Source organism: Bacillus sp. FSL K6-3312 (assembly GCF_038007485.1).
GTDB lineage: Bacteria > Bacillota > Bacilli > Bacillales > Bacillaceae > Bacillus > Bacillus pumilus.
The window spans coordinates 376,401-398,155 of the sequence record NZ_JBBOXI010000001.1 but is presented as its reverse complement, the minus strand read 5'-3'; the positions used below and the strand labels follow the sequence as shown (position 1 = coordinate 398,155).

The following is a 21,755-nucleotide window of genomic DNA, read 5'->3' as shown; positions in this document are numbered from 1 at the left end:
CTCATGTTGTTAGGTCAATTTCTCCTCAAGCATGTCAAATATATCGTCCATTTCATCCATATCAAGGTCACCAGCAGAGAAATCACTTGGCGTAAATTCTCGTTCGTGCTGCGCTAAACAATGAGTCATGATGGATTGTATTTTTTCTTTTAGCAATGCCATGAACCGCTGTATCGTCTGTTCATCATATTCATCTGAGCAATATGAACAAGACAACATGAATCGATTGTGTTGAACAAGACCACTGAGGTTCAGCTTATAGACAGCTTCTGAATCAGGGCTTGCTTGTCGTCCCATATCATAGGCGGATGGTCCAAAGAGTTCTGTCGTCACTTCCTGATCAATCTGCCCAAGATAGTTCAAGCTGATTTCAGGTTGTACATGTTTTCCTGACGATTCAGTGGCTGTGAGGTATTTTAAAATCCCGTAGCCAATCCCTTTATTCGGGACACGCCGCAGCATCTCTTTCGTTCCTTTAATCTCCTCAGCTATGGTCTGATCCGGCTTTGCTTTCAGTACGACTGGATACATACTCGTAAACCATCCAACCGTGCGGGAGACATCCAGTCCTGATAAAATATCCTCTCTTCCATGACCTTCAAGCTGCACATGTACATGGGACTCACCTGTCCACTCCTGAATGGCAAGACCGAGCGCACATAGAAGAATATCGTTCATTTCCGTTGTGTACGGTAGATGAATGTCGGTCAAAAGATGCTCGGTTTCAGACTCTGAAAGCTGCATCTGTACTGCTTTTGTTTGAGCAACTTTTCTTTTCGTTACTTCATGATCAACAGGTAAAGTGGTGATTGGGGTCCTGTCAATCTCATTCCAGTACTCACTTTGGCTTTTTAACGGCTTGGACTGTGCGTATCGTTCGATCGCCTCTGCCCATTCTTTAAAGGAGTGGGTTTTAGGCGGTAGGACGAGTGTTTGTCCTTGAACTGCCTGTTGATAAAGAGACATAAAGTCCTCTAGTAAAATTCGGCATGAGACACCATCAATCACAAGATGGTGTGTCACGATAAGTAAGTGATCGCCATCTTTTGCACAGAAACAGATCACTTTCATCAATGGACCTGTTTCGAGGTTCAGCTGACGCTGATACTCGTTGGCATAGGTGGAAATGGCTTTTTTCACGTCGTGCTCTTTAGAGACATCATGAGAAATAACCGCAATTGGTTCAGTGAGCTCGCGCTGATTGTATTGCAGGATGCTGCCATCCTCTTGCCTGTATACCATGCGCAGTGCATCATGATGTGAAAGTAATTTCTGCATCACTTGTTCTGTCATCAAAAGGTCAAATCCATTTGGCGCATGAAGCATCATCGAGAGATTCCAATGATGCTGGTCAGTGAATGTTCGTTCAAAGAACCAGCGTTGAATTGGAGTCAACATGACTTCCCCTTCAACCGTTGATTGGTCAGCTGTCAGTTGATCAGCTTCTTCGATATATGGGCGTAGCTCCGCAATCGTTGGGTACTGGAATAGTAGTTTCATATCAAGCTTCCAGCCCGCTTGTGTGAGCCTGCTTGCCATTTGAATGCCTTTAATCGAGTCTCCGCCAAGGAAAAAGAAATGGTCGTGAATGCCGACTTGGCTGACGCCAAGCACATCTTCCCAAATGCCGCATAGAAGCGTTTCGACTTCGTCTCTTGGCGCTTCGTATGCCATTTTGTTGGCTTCCATATTTGGTGCTGGCAATGCTTTCAGATCGACTTTTCCATTTGCCGTCATCGGCAGGTGGTCTAGCTTGATGATCCATGAAGGGACCATATAGTCTGGCAACGTGCGTTTTAAGCTTTCTTTCATGTCGGCCGTTTCTTCAGCTGTGATGACGTAAGCGACAAGCGCATCTTGTTCGCTGGTATCTTTCACCGTTGTCACAACTGCTTCTTTGACTGAATTCAGTTCAAGAAGCTGAGCTTCAATTTCTGATAGCTCAATCCGGAAGCCACGGATGTTGACCTGATGGTCTTTTCTGCCGAGGTAGATCAGCTCGCCATCCTCTGTCCATTTCACCAAATCACCTGTCAGGTACATGCGCTCATCTGGATAAAATGGATCTGGGACAAAGCTTTTCTCTGTTTCCTCCGGAAGATTCCAGTACCCTCTTGCCAGTCCTTTTCCTGCGATCACAAGCTCACCCGGTACGCCTGGCGGCGAGAGGTCATATAACGAACCCATAATGTAAAAACGAGTATTGGCAATCGCTGTTCCAATCGGAAGCGTGCCTTGATCTGGATTGATGATCCCGCTTGTCGCCACGACGGTGTTTTCTGTCGGACCGTAGTTATTAACGAGTTTATACGGAACAGGCTTCACCTGTTTCAGCTTGTCTCCGCCTGTCAATAAGTAACGCAGAGAATGGTTCTCCATAGACATAAACTGCTCGCATAGCTGAGTTGGCAGGAATGCAATGGTGATATTTTCATCATTGAAATACGCATTGAGCTTGATCATATCGAGACGAATCGCTTCATCAATGATGTGCAGCTCTGCACCGGCAATCCATGTCGGGAACATTTCCCAAATAGAGGCGTCAAAGCCAAAGCCGGCATATTTGGCGGTTCGGTCCGCATTGGTCACTTGGAAGGCATCATTGTGCCAAAACGCTAGATTCACAAGAGACTGGTGCTCGACCATGACACCTTTCGGCTGTCCTGTCGTTCCAGACGTGTAAATCATATAGGCGAGATCTGTTGGTTTGACATGAACCTGAACATCGTGAGCTTCACCTTCTACGGCATCTTCTATGAACAGGACATGACCTCTGAATGAAGATGGTGCAGTCAGTCCTTTTTGCATGAGAAGAACCTCTGCCCCGCAGTCTTCCAGCATATAAGCAATGCGCTGATCAGGATAATCCGTATCAATTGGAACGAATGCCGCACCTGCCTTGAGGACGCCAAGGACGGCTGCCGCCATATCAAGCGATGGGCGAGTCAGAATACCGACACGATCTCCTCGTTTTATGCCGTTTGAAATGAGTCTTGAAGCGACTGTATTCGCCCCGCTGTTCAGTTCCTCATACGTCCAGCTTGTTCCGCAGAAGGTCGCCGCTTTTTGTTTCGGTGCTTCAAATGCTTTAGCCTCAATCAGTGCATGAACGGTTTGATCTGACGGAACGTTTAGGACAGGACCTGACCATTCATTGATCAGCTCTTGTTTTTCCTCTTCTGTTAAGATCGAAAGCGATGAAATTGGTTCATTTAGCTTCACCAGCATCTCGTCTATAATTTGTTCATAATATCGACTCCAACGCTGAATGGTCTTATTTTTAAACAGCGCTGTTGCATACTCAAAGCGTAAGCCCACTTGGTCCTTTTCTTCGAATACACCGAGCGTTACATCAAATTTTGCATGAACTGTCTCTTGCTGTTTTTGCGAAAGCTTGAGTCCATTTAGATTCGGTAACGTCATATCACGGTCATCCGTTGTCAGCATGACACTAAACAATGGGTTGCGGCTCGTGTCTTTCGGCAGATCTAACTGTGCCACCAATTCCTCAAACGGAAATTCTTGATGTTCATAGGCTGATAGACTTCGATCTTTCATTTTTTCAAGTAATTGTGCTGTCGTTTCCTCGAGCTGCACTTCATGTCGAAGAGCCAGTGTATTCACAAACATGCCTGGAACCCGTTCGATTGAAGCATGTGTACGTCCTGCTGTGACAGCGCCTATCACGATATCTGTCTGCCCAGTTAATTTGGAAAGGAAAATAGCAAATGCCGTTTGCATGACCATGTTCATGCTCACACCTTTTTCAGCCATGAGCGCTTTAATGGTCTGCACCTTTTCAGAAGATAACCATCTATCGACTCGGTCTCCTTCAAATGACTGTACATGAGGGCGCGGAAAATCAAGTGGCAGTGCCAAATCTTCAGGTGGCTCTGCGTATTGCTCCAGCCAATACTGACGCTGTTTCTGGAGCAGCGCTTGCTGCTTTTCTTCCTGCTGCCATACTGCATAATCCTTGTAGTGCAGCTGAACTGGCGGTAACGTCTTTTTCTCATACAGCTCTGCCAATTCTTGAATGAGCAGACTGCGTGTGACACCATCTGCGATGATATGGTGCATATCCATCATGAACACATATTTTTCTTCAGAAAGCTTCGCCACCTTTGCCCTCATTAATGGTGCTTGATGTAATGAGAATGGGGTGATGAATGCGTCTATAACAGGTTGCTCATGACCTTTCTCTACTTCAACAACCTCTAACGTAAACGGCACTCGGCGATACACTTTTTGAACGGGTACGCCATCAATTTCTACAAAGGCTGTCCGCAATGATTCATGTCGTTCGATCAAGGCTTGCAGCACTTCTTCTAGCTGCTTTACATCTAGAATGCCTTCCATCATCAATACGGCAGGCATATGGTAAGTCACTGCTTCTGGATGCAGCTGCTGCAACACATACATCCGCTTTTGAGCAGAAGAGACAGGATAGAAATCTTGCTTCTCCGCCGGCTGAATGGATGTCATGTCCGAGGAACCCACTTCTTCTAAATAAGCTGCCATCGCGCGTATCGTTGGCTTTTCAAAAAGGACTTTGAGCGGCACATGCTTGTTCAGCTTGGCTTGCATTTTTGAAATGAGCACCATGCCTTTTAGGGAATGACCTCCCAATTCAAAGAAGTGATCATGCACACCTATTTGTTCAACCGCAAGTACTTCTGACCAAATATCGCAAAGCGTCTGCTCAAGTGCCGTTTTTGGTGCTACATGCACCGCGCGATTCATATGCACCTCGTGCGGAAGCGGCAGAGACTTCGCATCTACCTTTCCGTTTTGCGTGAGCGGGATGTGGTCGACTTTGACAAAGTACGTTGGGATCATATAATCCGGCAGTGTCTCCGCAAGCTTTTCTCTAAACGTCAGTGTTCCAATCGGTTCAGGCGACGTGTAATAAAGTGCAAGCTCTGGTAAACGGGACATATGAAGTACTTTGACATACACCTCTTGAATGGATAATCGTGCACGTGCGGCATGCTCAATTTCCTGCTTCTCAATACGATAGCCGCGGATTTTCACTTGATCATCTATTCTTCCAAGAAACTCAATCTCTCCATTTGCATGCTGTCTGACCAAATCTCCTGTACGATACATCCGCTCTTCAGGAAAATACGGATTTTCTAGAAAACGCTCTGCCGTTAATTCAGGCTGATTCAAATACCCTCTCGATACGCCTTCCCCTGATATATAAAGCTCTCCAGGTGCGCCATACGGGACGAGGCGCTGCTGACGATTGAGTGCGAGCGCTCTTGTGTGAGCAATTGGCTGTCCGATCACAGAGCGATCCTTCGATTCGCCTAGCTCTTGCTTTGTGATCAGCTTGGTCACAGTTCCAATGGTTGTCTCTGTCGGGCCGTAGTGGTTCATCACAGCCACACATGGATGCTGTTCCATAAATATCTCAACGTCTTCAGAGACAATCGGTTCTCCTCCAAGTATGACAAGGCGTAAAGCGTTAAATGCATGATCTTTCGAATCTGCCATCATATGAAATAAGGATGGTGTCATTTTGATATAAGTCAGCTCTTGTTCATCAATTAAACGCATGAGTCGTACCGGGTCTGTATACACATCTTCACGAGGCACATACAGGGTTCCTCCTGCCTTTAAGACAGGGAAAATGCTTGTGTAACCAAGATCGTATGCATAAGAAGAAAGAAGTGCCGTCCGATCGCATTCTTGCAATGTCACCTCATTTGTCAGCCAGTTAACGTAGTGTGATAGATTACGATGCGTGAGCTGAACACCCTTCGGTTTTCCTGTTGTCCCAGATGTGTAAATCACATACGCAAGTTGATCGGCTGATGCTTCCGGCAAATCTAGCGTGCGGCTTTGTAGTACTGCTTTTTCAACCTGCACGACCTGAATCGACTTGTGATGTTGATAGGACCCTGCAAGAGACTCATTTGTTACGATCACTTGTGCACCTGAATCTTCTAATGTGTAATTGATACGTTTCTCAGGAAAGGCCGGATCAATTGGCACAAATGCACCTCCTGCTTTCATCACACCAAGCATTGAAACGATGACATAGACAGAGCGATCAAGAATCAGCGCTACAGTCTTTTCTTTCTCGACGCCTCGTATCTTCAGTTCACTGCCAATTGCATTTGACATGTCTTCCAGCTCGCGGTAAGTGAGCTTCCGTTGATCATCCATCACCGCAATGGCATCTGGTGTTTCCTTTGCCTGACGTGAAAGTTGGACGTGGAAAGGCTCATGATGATTTGTTTGCACTTCGTCTTTTTTCTCCAACCGCTCTATTTGCTCATGCTGTTCAAGAATAGGGAGCAAGCCGATCTGTTCCTCCGGGTGTTGGACCGCTTCATGAATAATCGCAAGAAGATGAGTTCCGAATCTGCGGACCGTCTCTTCTTTAAATAACGCCGCTGCATAGTCAAAGCTCAGCTTTAATGCTCCTTCTCGTTCGAATGCTTCTAGAGACAAGTCAAATTTGACTGAGTGATGCTGTATGGCATAAGGCGAAATGTGCAGGTCACCGAGCTTTAGCGCGGGAACCTCCATGTTCTGCATGTTAAATGACACGCTAAAGAGCGGGCTTCGGGTTGTATCACGATCTAACGGAAGACGTGCAATTAACTCTTCAAGCGGATAGCTTTGATGAGCAAAAGCATCAACACTCGTTTCTTTTATTTCTTCAAGCAGCTGTAAAAATGTCTTTGTTTGCTCTGGTTTTCCGCGCATCGCAACGGTGTTGATAAACATCCCCGGCATGTCCTGTATATCAGGATGTGTCCGTCCTGCAACAGGGGAACCAACGATGATATCTTCTTGGCCGCTATAGGTGGCAAGTAGCACCTGAAAAGCAGATAACAAGAACATGTACATGGTCGTATCTGTTTTCTGAAGCAGGTCATGAATCCGCTGAGTCGTCGCTTGATCACAGCCAAACATGAATCGTTCTCCTGAAAAATCACGTTCCGCTGGACGCGAATAATCCGTTGGCAGCTCTAATACTGGCAAGTCTCCTTCGAATTGCTTCAGCCAATAGGCTTCATGCTCCTTCTGTTTCTCCGTCTCTTCTTCACTTAACTGCCAGACAGCGTAATCTTTATAATGAATGGCTCTTTCTGCAAGAGCTTCGCCATCATAGGCCTTCGCCAAATCTTGTATGAACGTCTTCATGGAGCTGCCATCTGTAATGAGATGATGTGCTTCCAAGACGAGAAGATGACGGTTTTCACTGACCTTCAATAGCTGAGCTCGTAATAAAGGCGCAGCTGTTAAATCAAATGGTGTCTGACGTTCAGAAAGAAATGCTTCCGCCTCTTCTTCCTTGATGTCATGGACGGGAAGATCAAATGACGTCCAATCATTCACTCTTTGAACAATGTCTTCTCCATTTATATGAAAACTCGTTCTTAGAATTTCATGCGTTTGGATCAACTGATCGAACGCTGATTTGAGCCGCTGATATTGGAGTGTTCCTTCAAGCATTAAGACGATTGGAATATGATAATTCGTGCTGTCTGGTTCGAGTGTCTGCAAAATGTATAAACGACGCTGAGCTGGTGATACCGGATATTCATCCGCCTGCTCTGCTGGTAAAATCGGATGCCCCATTTCTTCTTGACCATCCTGATCGATATATGCCGCTAATGAACGAATCGTCGGCTTCTCAAAAATCACTTGAATCGGCACTTCCTTTTGTAGCAACTCTTGAATCTTCGCAGACATCATCATCGCTTTGAGAGAGTGCCCGCCAGCCATGAAGAAATGTTCATCTACTCCGACCGTTTTTCCAAGGAGCTCCTCCCAAATTTGAGCGAGTGCCTTTTCTATCTCCGTCTCAGGCGGAATGATTTCCTTTTTCTCCTGATGCGCTTCGTCCGGCTTTGGTAAAGCTTTTCGATCTACCTTTCCGTTCGATGTGAGCGTAAAAGCATCCAGCTTCATCACATGGTGCGGCACCATATAAGCCGGGAGCTCTTGATTAAATAAATCTCGCACTTCTTCTTCTGTTATTGTCCCTGTGAAGTAAGCGGTGATTTCCTTCTCATCTGTGGAAAACGAATGGACAAGCACAACCGCATCCTCTATGCCCACGTTTTGCTGAAGCACTGATTCAATTTCACCAAGCTCAATACGGAAGCCTCGAATTTTCACCTGATCATCTGTCCGGCCGAGGAATTCGATCTGGCCATCTGCACCATACCGTGCCAAATCCCCTGTTCGATACAAACGGCCTGACGGCTTAAAAGGATCTGCCATGAATACTTGATTGGTCAAATCTGGACGATGGAGATACCCTCTTGCGACACCATCCCCGCCAACATACAGCTCTCCTGGCGCTCCAATTGGCTGCAATCGTTGATCACCATCTAAAATATAAGCCGACGAATGGTTAATCGGCTGGCCAATTGGAATTGGACCCGTTTCATCTCCTCTTACTTCGTAAATGGTCGAGATGGTTGTATTTTCTGTTGGACCATAGGCATTCAGCAAGACAAGTGCTGGATGATGCTGTTTCACAAGCTCCGCACTCTTCACATTGATCACGTCACCGCCTGTAATTAATGTGGTTAATCCTTTGAACATTTGCGGCCGCTGCTGAGCGAGCTGATTAAATAATCCAGTCGTTAAAAAGAGCGTCGTGATCTGATGTGTTTGGATAAATTGTTCAAATCGATGAATATCCAATAAAGTATCGCGGTCAACAGGATACAGCGTCGCCCCACCCAGCAGCGTGGTAAAGATTTCAAAGGTAATGGCGTCAAAGCTGACCGCTCCTGTATGCGCCATACGATCCGACTTATTCAAGCCTAATTTCTCCTGAGAACAAGCCAATCTCACAATGTGCTGATGCTCAATTTGCACCCCTTTGGGCTGTCCAGTTGATCCCGATGTATACATGATATACGCCAAGTGAGATGGAGACGTCCTGACTGATACATCTATGTGTGAGTGATGAGGCTTACTCGTCACATGTACAGCCTTGATCTGTTCATCAACTGGCGGCTGACTGTCAGCATGAAGCAAAATGGATGCGCCACTGTCCTCAAGCATAAATCGGATTCTTTCTTCAGGCTGCGAAGGATCAATCGGCACATAAGCTGCCCCTGCGTGTAGAACTGCTAAGATGGCGATCACCGCATCAGCTGATCGGTTCATATACACCGCCACAGCATCCCCGGGCTGTACGCCTTTCTCAATAAGACTGCCAGCCAAACGACGGATTTCTTGTCCAAGCTCCTCGTACGTGAATGTTCGGTCGCCTTCAACTAATGCCAGATGGTCAGGCTGCGCCTTCATACGTTCTTTGAGCAGCTCAGGAATAGACAGATGCTTCGGATAATCTCGCTCCGTCTGATTCCACGCTTTGATCTGCTGCTTCTCTTCTTCCGTGATACATGTCACGTCATGAAGGCGTACATCAGGGTTATGGATGATTTGCTTCATGAGATTGGTTAGATGTTTCGATATGTTTTCAATGACCTTTTCTTCAAAAGCTATGGCGTTGTATTTGATTTTCAATGTCCACGTTTCACCGGGATACACAAGGACATTTAGGTCAAAATTCGTTTGTTCAAATCCGTCCTTTACATCAATGGAAAAACCAAGACGCGCAGACATGGTGTCACCAGACAGCTCCTGATCTAAAGGATAATTCTCAAACCCAACCAAATGATCAAAGAGCTGCCCTCCAGCAGCTGTTTTCTGCTGAATGTCATAAAGCGGCATAAAATCATAGTTTTCCGCTTCCAATGCATGCTGCTGTACCTTTTGAAACAACTGTTTGAACGTCTGCTTCTGATCCAATGTCACTCGAACGGGTATCGTATTGATAAACAGCCCTGCCATGCGCTCAATTCCAGATACACTTGGAGGTCTGCCCGATACAACGGTGCCGAATGTGACATCATCAGCTGCATGATAGGTGCCTAAAAGAACAGACCAGACAGCCTGAAACAGGTTCGGGGCTGTTACTTGGCATTGTCTTGCTACATTTTGAATGGCTTGTACCGTTTGAGCATCCCATGTAAATGTCCATTCCTGATGGTCGTATTGTCCATTCGCTTCTTTTTGCTCTAGCAGCCCTTGATGCTGAACCGCCCCATCTAGACGCTTTTGCCAATAGCTTTCCGCTTCTTGTTTGTTTTGCTTTCCAAGCCACTGGATATAATCTGCATAAGGCTTACCCTGTGAGCGATCCGGCGTTCGACCGTTCCGAAAAGATTCATAGTAATGAAACAGTTTTTTCATTAAAACACCCATGGACCAGCCATCCATGATGATGTGATGGTTGCTCCAAATCAGATGCCAGTTTGTTTCATTTAGTTGAAAAACAGCGACTTTCAATAACAGATCATTTGTTAAGTGAAATCCTTGCTTTCTCACTTGTTTTTTATATTGATCCAATACCATTTGCTGCTCTTGATGATTCAGATGAGATAGATCCTCTCGATACACATCGAGATGACGTTCAGCAAGTACAACCTGACGAGGCTTTTGTAATTGTTGATAAACAAAGGCTGTACGGAGAATGTCATATGTCCGTATGAGCTCATTGAGACTTTTTTCAAAAAGAGCGTGATCAAACTCTCCGCTTATTCCAAGCTCAAGCTGTGTGAAATAAGAGGAGGAATTAGGGTCTAGCATGGCATGATAAAGCATGCCCTCCTGCATGGGTGTTAAAGGATATACCTTTTGAATCTTCTGCTTGCTCATATGTCCACCTCTTCGTTTGCTTAAAATATATCCATTAGCTTTTCAAGTTCATCCATCGTGAGATCTTCATCCCCCACATCACTAGGTGTCATCTGGGTTTCCTCCTGTGATACGCAATGTGAGATCAGCGCCTTCACATTCTTTTCAAGAAGGTCCTTGAATTGTTCCATCGTACGTTCTTCAAATTCAAGATGATGATAAGAAATCGTCACATGGAGCATGGCTTGTTCGACGAAACCAACAATATCAAGTGCATGAGGTTTCTCTGATTCAGGACTCAGCGATTGGCCTGCATCCCACGTTGAGCGGCTTAACTCACCGATGATCTGTTCATCAAACTGACCAAGATAGTTAAAGCTGATATGTGGCACGAGATCAAATGAGATATCGTCCTTCATCTTGTCAGGGGTTAAATATTTTAATATGCCATAGCCGATTCCCTTGTTCGGGATGTGCCTGAGCTCCTCTTTTAAATGCTTGATCTGATAAGAAAGATCGTCTGCATGCGACATATCCAGTAACACAGGATACATACTTGTAAACCAGCCAATCGTCCGTGATACATTGACCGCAGGGAGGATGTTCTCTCTCCCGTGTCCTTCAAGATGTATAAAGTGTCTGTCTTCACCAGTCCACTCTTTCATGGACAATCCGAGTGCTGTCAGCAAAATATCATTGATGTCTGTTTGATATGCTTCATGTACATCTGTCAGCAGACTGCGCGTTTCCTCCTCAGACAATGTAAAACGAATGGTCTGTGTATGAAGCATCCGCTGATCCTCCGTCACATGATCCTTTTGAAGCGGTGTAACAGAATGCGCAAGTACCTTTTTCCAATAAGCTCTTTCCAACAGCAACTCATCTGACATCGCGTATTCCGTCAGCTTCTGGGCATATTCTTGGAAAGAGTGTGTTTTTTCAGGAAGTGTCAGGATTTCCCCGCGCTTCGACTGTTCATAAAGAGCCATAAAATCTTCAAGGAAAATACGCCATGACACACCATCGATGACAAGATGATGTACAGCGAGCAGTAAATGATCCCCTTGATCCGTTCGGAAAATGGCTGGCTTTACTAAAGGTCCTTCCGCTAGCGATATACTCGCCTGCACTTCATTTGCCAGCTTTTCTACCTGCTGGATTTGCTGCGACAGTTCCCCTTGTACTTCTACCACATCAACAGCCACCAAGTTTTCTTCGATTTTTCGATGACGCTGGATCACGCGTCCTTCTTCAAGCGGATACACCATTCGCAAGGCATCGTGATGGATCATGAGCTGCTCCAACACTTGCTGAACGATGGTTTCATCCAAGCCATTTGGCGCTTGGAGCATAACTGATTGGTTCCAATGGTGCTGACTCGTAAAGTTTCGTTCAAAGAACCAGCGCTGAATCGGTGTGAAAATGACTTCTCCTTCGACAGGTGATTGGTCGGCTGTCAGTTGATCGGCTTCTTCGATATATGGGCGTAGCTCCGCAATCGTTGGGTACTGGAATAGTAGTTTCATATCAAGCTTCCAGCCCGCTTGTGTGAGCCTGCTTGCCATTTGAATGCCTTTAATCGAGTCTCCACCAAGGAAGAAGAAGTGATCATGAATGCCGACTTGGCTGACGCCAAGCACGTCTTCCCAAGTGCCACATAGAAGCGTTTCAACTTCGTCTCTTGGGGATTCGTAAGCTGTTTGATTGGCTTCCTTATCAGGTGCTGGCAATGCTTTTAGATCCACTTTGCCATTTGCCGTCATCGGCAGTTGGTCTAACTTGATAATCCATGAAGGCACCATATAGTCTGGCAACGTGCGTTTTAAGCTTTCTTTTAAGTCTTCTGTTTCATTCTCCGTGATGACATAAGCGGCAAGCGCGTCTTGATCGCTGGCATCTTTGACCGTTGTCACGACTGCTTCTTTGACTTCCGAAAGTGCAAGAAGTTGCGCTTCAATTTCTGACAGCTCAATCCGGAAGCCGCGGATGTTGACCTGATGGTCTTTTCTGCCGAGATAGATCAGCTCGCCATTCTCTGTCCATTTCACTAAGTCGCCTGTCAGGTACATACGCTCACCTGGATAAAATGGATCTGGGACAAAGCTTTTCTCTGTTTCCTCTGGAAGATTCCAGTACCCTCTTGCCAGTCCTTTTCCTGCGATCACAAGCTCACCCGTTACGCCTGGCGGCGAGAGGTCATATAACGAACCCATAATGTAAAAACGAGTATTGGCAATCGCTGTTCCAATCGGAAGCGTACCTTGATCTGGATCGATGATCCCGCTTGTCGCCACGACGGTGTTTTCTGTCGGACCGTAGTTATTAACGAGTTTATACGGAACAGGCTTCACCTGTTTCAGCTTGTCTCCGCCTGTCAATAAGTAACGCAGAGAATGGTTCTCCATAGACATAAACTGCTCGCATAGCTGAGTTGGCAGGAATGCAATGGTGATATTTTCGTCATTGAAATACGCATTGAGCTTGATCATATCGAGACGAATTACTTCATCAATGATGTGCAGCTCTGCGCCGGCGATCCATGTCGGGAACATTTCCCAAATAGAGGCGTCAAAGCCAAAGCCGGCATATTTGGCGGTTCGGTCCGCGTTTGTCACTTGGAAGGCATCATTGTGCCAGAACGCAAGATTCACAAGAGAATGGTGCTCGACCATGACACCTTTCGGCTGTCCTGTCGTTCCAGACGTGTAAATCATATAGGCGAGATCTGTTGGTTTGACATGAACCTGAATTTCTTGTGCTTCGCCTTCTACGGCATCTTCTATATGCAGAACATGACCTGTGAATGAAGATGGTGCAGTCAGTCCTTTTTGCATGAGAAGCACCTCTGCCCCGCAGTCTTCCAGCATGTAGGCAATACGCTGATCCGGATAATCCGCATCAATTGGAACGAATGCCGCACCTGCCTTGAGAACGCCAAGGACGGCTGCCGTCATGTCAAGGGATGGACGGGTGAGAATACCAACGCGATCTCCTCGTTTTATGCCGTTTGATCTGAGTCTTAAAGCGACTCTATTTGCCCGATTGTTCAGCTCTTCATACGTCCAGCTCGTTCCGCAGAAGGTCGCCGCTTTTTGATGAGGTGTCTGGTATGCCTTAGCCTCAATCAGTGCATGAATCGTTTGATCTGACGGAACGTCTAGGACAGGACCTGACCATTCGTTGAGCATTTTTTGCTGCTGCTTCGGTGATAATAGCTGCATTTGATCTAGCGTTTGACCTGGCGCTGATACCATTTGTTCCAATAAATGAAGGAAAAACTCCTTCCACTTTTCAATCGACGACTGTTGAAAGATAGAAGTATTAAAATCGAACACAAGCTCAATGTGATCAGCCGATTCGTTTCCCGTTAAGGTCAAATCAAATTTGGCGATATTCTCTTCGAATGGCTCCGGAACAATATGAAGTCCATCCATCGTTAAATCACGAATATCCGCATTTTCCATCGAGAACACCACATCAAAGATTGGATGACGGCTAGTGTCTCGAACCGCTTGTACTCGGTCTACCAATTCTTCAAATGGGTACAACTGATGCTCATTTGCCTCTAACACAAGCTGATGAACATTTGACGCAAATTCTGCGGCTGTCAGATGTCCTGCTGGCTTTGTTCTAAGTGCCAGCGTGTTCACAAACATACCAATGACAGATTGAATATCCGGATGAGTTCTGCCCACAATCGGCGAACCGATGATGATATCTTCTTGTCTTGATAGCTTGCTTAAAAGGGTACTGTAGCAAGTGAGCAGCACTGTATACGTCGTACTGTTGAGCGCTCTGACCAGCTCATCCAATTTCGCTTTAAGCGGCCCATTGATTGTAAATAAGACACGATCTCCTGCGAATGTTTGCACTTTTGGTCTTGGCAAATCTTCTGGCAGTGCCAGTACAGGCAGTTCTCCTTCTAATTGCTTCAGCCAAAACGCCTCTTCAGCTCTTTTTTGTGCAGCAAACGTCTCGCTTTTTGACCAAACCGCATAATCCTTATATTGAACAGGTAATTCCTCTAGTTTGTCTCCTCGATACAAGGCTGAAAGCTCTTCAATTAAAATGCCCACAGATGCACCATCTGAAATGATATGGTGCATATCAATCAGTAAATAATGGACATTTACGGAAGCAGAAACTAGACCTACTCTGAGTAGAGGCGCCTTTTCTATATTAAATGGACGGATAAAGTCATTCATCAATTCCTGTATGTCTCTTCCGTTCCCTTCGATTGTCTCAATGTCTACGGAGATGTTTGGTTCAATCCGTTGAACAGGTTCATTCTGAACAAAATCAAAGCTCGTTCGGAATGCTTCATGACGATGGACAAGCTGTTCAATCGCTTTTTTAAATCGTTTTTCATCAAAAGCACCTTCTAGTTTTAAAGCAGCCGGCATATGATAGCTTTGCTCCGCATCGGTCATTTTCTCCAATACAAACAGCCTTTTCTGAGCAGATGTCACTGGATAATAGGCCGCTTCTTCTGCAACCTCCACCCGCTTGATCTCCGTTTGATCCGCTTGATCAACCGCAAAGGCAAACGCCTCTAATATTGGGGATTCAAATAAAGACTTTAAAGTGAGCTCCACATGCATCTCTTCATACAGCTTGTTCAGCATTTTCATGCCGCGCAGCGAATGACCACCGCATTCAAAGAAATGATCGTGCCTGCCGATTCGCGGCACTTCAAGAACTTCTTCCCAAATGCGCGCCACGAGACGCTCCGTTTCTGTTTGAGGAGGGATGTACTCATTTACCCCTTGCTCACTTAGGTCAGGCACCGGTAGCGCGCGCCTATCTATCTTGCCGTTATTCGTCAGCGGAAGCTCGTCTAATTGCATGAAGAATGACGGCATCATATACACAGGCAGTTCACGCCCTGCTTGCTCGCGCAAATCAGTTAATGAGACAGACCCTTCGGCTGTAAAATACGCACATAATGTGTCATTTGGAGCTGCAATGACGACGGCTTCCTTTAATTGCGGATGGCGCAGCAACTGATGCTCAATTTCTCCAAGTTCAATACGCTGACCTCGAATCTTCACTTGATGATCGATTCGTCCAATGAATTCAATCTCTCCATTTGACAGCCAGCGGGCAAGATCACCTGTTTTATACATCGCCTCACCAGAGCGGAAAGGATTTTTCACAAATTTTTCGCTTGTGAGTTCTGGCTGCCCATAATATCCTTTTACCAGTCCATCACCAGCGACACATAGCTCTCCCGCTACACCTGGCGGCTGCAGCTGTCCAAATTCATCTACAATATAAACAGCCGTTTGACTCACTGGCTTTCCGATTGGAATGGATAACGCCTGCTCCTCAATGTGATTCACTGGATAATACGTAGTGAAAATCGTACTTTCAGAAGGACCGTACATATGAACAAGTTTGCCTTCCCCTACCGTTTCAAGTGCAGTCATGACATGAGGCACGGAAGCACGTTCTCCGCCAAATAGAACTTTTCTAACGTTCTTCAGGCTGTCTTTTTTCATATCGATAAGTAAGTGAAAAAGAGCTGTCGTGATCATTAAAATACTGACTTTCTCCTTCTCAATCGCTCCAGAAAGCTCATTCATGTTTAAGATATGATCCTTTGGCAGAACAATCAGTTTCGCACCGTTTAATAAAGCACCAAACACATCGAACATAAAAGCATCAAATACATAGTTTGATAAACTCATCACCGTATCTTCCTGATAAATGGCAAGATAATTTGATTGCTTCACTGTTCTCAAAATGTTCCGGTGTGTCACCATATTTCCTTTAGGTTTTCCAGTTGTACCAGATGTATAGGTCAAATTCGCCAAGTCCTCTGGTAAAATACCAACATCTATAGGGCTGTCTGATTGCTGGTCAATTGCCTGATCTTCTGTTTCGATGATGTTTCCCTCGAAAGAAGCGAGTACCGAGCGATGGCGCAGCACTTGATGTGTCAATAAGAATCGCGCACCGCTATCTGTTAAAAAGTGCTTCACGCGTTCATCAGGGAAATCAGGATCAATTGGTACATAGACGCCGCCCGCCTTAAGTACAGCTAGAACAGAGAGTACCATCTCATTAGACCGTTCAAAGAATAAGGCTGCTTTCATCCCTCTTTCAAACCCATGTTCACTTAAATAATGAGCCAGCTGATTCACACGGCCATTTAGTTCTTGGTAAGAAAGAATCACACCTTCACATTGGAGGGCAGACTTATGACCGTGCGCCTTCACCTGTGCTTCAAACTGCGTCACAATGGTTTCTTCTGACGGATAAGGCGTCGGTAACGGATTCCACAGATTCAGTTGAGCTTCTGCTTCTTGTTCAGAGAGTAATCGATAAGATCGAATCGCCTCCTCCGGCGCTTGAACCATCTGCTTCAGCAAATACATATAATGATGCAGCATCTGCTCGGCTGTACTTCGTTTAAATAGCGCCGTACTGTAATCGAGGACAAAGGATAACCCTTGATCTGACTCCATCGCTTGCAGCGTTAAATCAAACTTTGCAATATGGAAATTGGTTTCTTCGATTTCAACTTGCATTTCTCCTATATGCTGGGCTGATCCATGATCTGGCATGAGTGTAAAAACGGTATCGAATAATGGATGACGGCTAAAATCCCTTGGCACATTCAGTTTTTCAAGCAGTCGTTCAAATGGATATTGCTGATGCTCAAATGCATGCATCGTCTTTTCCTTCACTTGCTCGATCAACTGCGACATGGTTCCATTCGGATCAACCTCGGATCGCAAAGCAAGTGTCTGGACAAACATGCCAATCATGTCATCCAAGTCTGCATGCACTCGCCCCGCCGCCGGTGTTCCAACCACGAATTCCTTTTGACCCGTGTACTTCGCAAGCAATGTATAGTAAGCAGAAAGCAGAACCGTATACAGTGTCGTATGGTGTTTTGCCGCTAGCTCCTGTAATTGTCCCTTTAACGTTTCATTGATTTCTTTGATCACACGATCACCCGAAAACGATTGGACCGCTGGGCGCTGATAATCGGTCAGCAGCTGTAAAGCAGGAAGATCACCCGAAAATTCCTGCAGCCAGAATGCCTCTTCTTTTTGAAAATCTTGTTGTTCTTGCCAAACAGCATAGTCCTGATATTGAAGCTTCAATGGGGCTTTGACCGATCCTTTGTAAGCGTCTGATAGCTCACGCAGCATCAAATCAATCGAAAGACCATCTGAGATCAGGTGATGCATATCGAAAAAGAGCAGGTGCTCCTGGTCATGTAATGACTTCAAGCCAATACGAAGAAGTGGTGCACACTCAAGGTCAAAGGGTCTGACAAATTGCTGCATATTTTCTTCCATCGTGCCGCCTGTTAGCTGTTCGATTTGAAATGACACGGATGGAGCTACCCGCTGACGAGGAACACCTTTCAACGTATGAAAAGACGTACGCAGCATATCATGACGTATGATGAGTTTTTCAAAGGCTTCCATCAGCTTCTCTTGCTGCAGCGTTCCTTTTAACTTCACAACAGCCGGCATATGATATGCAGTGCTTTGCTCCAATTGACTCACCATATAAACGCGCTGCTGTGGAGGTGACAATGGATAATGGTCTAAGGCAGGTGCTTTAGGTATCACCGTTTCAGAAGATGTTTCCGCTTGCTCAATGTAGGCAGCCAAAGCGGCAATAGTCTGCTGTTCAAATAAAATGGACAGCGGCACCTCTACCTGAAAATCTCGCTGCACATGTGTGAGTACAGTCATTGCTTTCAGCGAATGCCCCCCTCGTTCGAAGAAGGAATCATATATACCAATCTTCTCTTGACCAAGGATTTCTTTCCACAAACGCACAAGCTTCGTTTCGAGCTCGTTTCTAGGCGCAGCATAAACAGCTTGAACGGCTTTATCACCTTTTAAGGCAGCAAGTGCACGACGATCGACTTTGCCACTGACTGTGAGTGGAAATAAATCGAGCTCTTTGAAATAGAGCGGCATCATGTAAGCTGGTAGCTGATGTTTGATAGCGGCTTGAAGTATGTCAACTAACACATTTTCATGACGAGCTTGATAGTAAGCACTTAACGCCTTTTCCCCGTCCGCTTCTTCGACAACAAGTACGACAGCTTGATCCACTCCATCTACCTGCTCCATCACTGCTTCAATTTCGCCTGTTTCTATGCGGTAACCCCTTATTTTCACTTGATCATCCATTCTGCCAAGATAATCAATTGTGCCATCCGGAAGCCATCTGACTAGATCCCCTGTTCGATACATCCGCTCATCTGGAGAAAATGGATCTGCCGTAAATACTTTCTCCGTCAATTCAGGCTGATTCACATAGCCTCGTCCAACACCTATCCCTGCAACGCACAGTTCTCCAGCAGCCCCCTGTACCTGTAATTGATCATGGTCATTTAAAATGTAAAGACGGTGATGACCGAGCGGCTTTCCGATCGACACATAACGCTGCTGTTCGGATGATTCGCGCAGCTCACTTAGTTCCAGACGATGAACCGCCGCATCGACACACGTCTCAGTCGGACCATACACATTCCACAAAGTAAAATCAGGCTCACTCATCCGAACCGCTTCGATAAGAGAATATGCTGCTTTCGCAGGCAATGCTTCTCCCCCAACTAACATATGCAAGAGTGACAGCCCATCTAATTCCGCTGCAAGTAAAAGCTGCACATGCGCCGGTGTTCCGTCCGCTGCTTCAATTTGATGTTTTCTATAATAAGCCGCTAATTGAACACCATTTCTCGTTGTTTCTCGCGGGATGATATGAAGCGTATGCCCAAATAATAGTGCAGCAAAGATTTGTTTCACCGATGCATCAAAATGGAATGGTGCAAGAAGCGCCATTTGAAGCTCACTCGCCTCTTCATAAACCTCATGATGCAAGGCATGGACCAAATGATGCAGCTGAAGATGCTCAATCATGACGCCCTTCGGCTTTCCAGTCGTCCCCGATGTATAAATCATATAAGCCAAATCCTCTGGTAACGACTGATCTACAAGCTGAGGCAACAGTTCATCATCTAATGCGATTTGCTGCTGCACGACCATTTTTTCCGAGAGGACACGGTATGTTGAAACGAACGATTCCTCAGTTAACACAATGGAAGCACCAGAATCCTCCACAATATATTGAATACGCTCCTCAGGTAATGCCGGATCAATCGGTACATACGCCCCGCCAGCCTTTAATATGCCGAAGATCGCCACCATAGCCTCTGCCTTCCGATCCATTAGGACAGCAACAGGCACATCACGCGAGACACCTTTCATTTGTAAAAAACGCGCCAGCTTTTCTGCCTTTTGAAACAGCTCTCCATAAGTAAATGCTCCATTTTCTGCTACAACAGCTGTCCGCTCTGCATACTTATTGGCTGTCTCATCAAACAAGTGGTGAACCGGCTTTTCAGCTGGCTTTTCAAACGGTTTTCTCTCAGATAATTGAAGCAGTTCCTTTTGTTCATCTGGTGGAAGTAAAGGGAGTTTCCCGATCAGCTGGTCAGGCTGAGAGACCGCCGCTTCTAGTATGATCAAGAATCGATCAAACATCTGACTGATTTCTTCTTCGGTGAATACATCTGTACGGTAGTCCAAATCAATGGTCAATGTATCTGTATCCCAGCGGTCCTTTACATGAATGGAAATATCATTCATTCCGCTCCCGCTAAAGATCGGTTCAGTAATAAAAGACAGATTCTCTTTTTTCTGCCACTGCATGACTTGGTATTCTAAAGAAATATCAAAAAGGCGTCCTGTAAACCCTTCTCTTTCACGTAAATCATTCATGAGGAGATTGTAAGGGTACTTTTGGTGACGCAAAATCTTCATTTGATCCGCCATGACCTGTTTGACGAAATCAAGAAATGATTGCGACCCTTGAACAGATGCACGCATCGGAATGGTGGAAACAAACATACCAATCATCTTTTTTTCTTTGGCATTCGTTCGGTTGCCCATAAAGGTTCCAAGGACAACATCCTCCATACCGCTAAAACGATGCAAATACATATAAACAGTAGACATGAACATCGAGAGCATACTGACTTTCTGCTCTTCACAAAACGTACGAAGTTTCTCCTTCAAAGAATCTGGAATATCCCCTGAAAATCGCTCCGCATGTAAACTCATCTCATATCCCTTATGCGGTTTTAAAGAAGCGAAATCTGGAATATTGGCAAATTGTTCATTCCAAAAAGCTTGGTCTTTTTGAAATCGTTTAGAAGTTTCATAGCTTTGCTCACTCATGATGTGGTCAACGAAGGAAATCTCCTCAACCGGTGAGATGTCTACCCCCTGCAGCATGTCCTGGTACAAGTCGATAATGCGATTTCCCATCAAGATAATGGAGATACCATCCGCCACAATATGATGTGCTTTACAAAACAGCCAGCACTCTTGATCACTGATTTGAAAGACCGTAAATTCAATCAAGGGGCTGTCAATCAACGGCATCGGCTCACGGATTTGTTCATTCGCCCAAGCCCTCACTTCTTCTTCACTCCAGCCCTTCTCCATCCGAATCGGCTGTTCTTCATAAGGCTTGATATATTGAACAGGCTCCTCCTGCTCATGCCGATACACCAGCCTCAACCGAAGGGAGTCAGTTTGGCGAATGTACGCTTGAAGCACGTCAACGACCAAAGATGGATCTAAACCTGATACCGATCTCAATCTGGCGAATCCACCCAAATTAGAAATACTTGTACCTGGATAAAATCTTTCCGTGTAGAATACTCGCTTTTGCGCATGTGTTAAGGGGTAATAAACTGTATTCATTTTCATCCTCCGCCTCTTCTGTGTTTTCTCCACCAATGTGACAACCCTGCACCCTCTATATCAAAAGAACCAAGTCTATTCCATTAAAATAGACAGAATACGGAAAGAAGCCCACCCCGAATAAAACGGAGGGACTCCCATTTTGATTCGGTAACCTGCCGACCATAGTAAAAAAGCAACATTTACCTTAGGACATGGCTTTGCGTCTCTACGTTTCCATAGATTTGCCTTTTTCTTCTTTTCTTTTTAAATATTTTCTATATTACGTCCACTTTATATGAAATTATTGTTTTTTTCACCGAAAAATGGGTGTAAAGATTCATG

Annotated in this window: 2 protein-coding genes and 1 riboswitch; both genes read right to left on the bottom strand. The window is 45.4% G+C overall.

From position 1 onward, the window contains the following. Positions 1-9 precede the first annotated feature (9 nt). Entirely contained in the window at positions 10-10,704 is a 10,695-nt protein-coding gene (locus MHI11_RS02035; protein ID WP_340960301.1) for a non-ribosomal peptide synthetase, read from the bottom strand. Positions 10,705-10,724: 20 nt separating this feature from the next. Continuing rightward, positions 10,725-21,431, bottom strand: coding sequence for a non-ribosomal peptide synthetase (locus tag MHI11_RS02030; protein WP_340960300.1), 10,707 nt, complete (start codon positions 21,429-21,431; stop codon positions 10,725-10,727). A gap of 146 nt (positions 21,432-21,577) precedes the next feature. After that, positions 21,578-21,670: riboswitch (cyclic di-GMP riboswitch) on the bottom strand. Positions 21,671-21,755 lie beyond the last annotated feature (85 nt).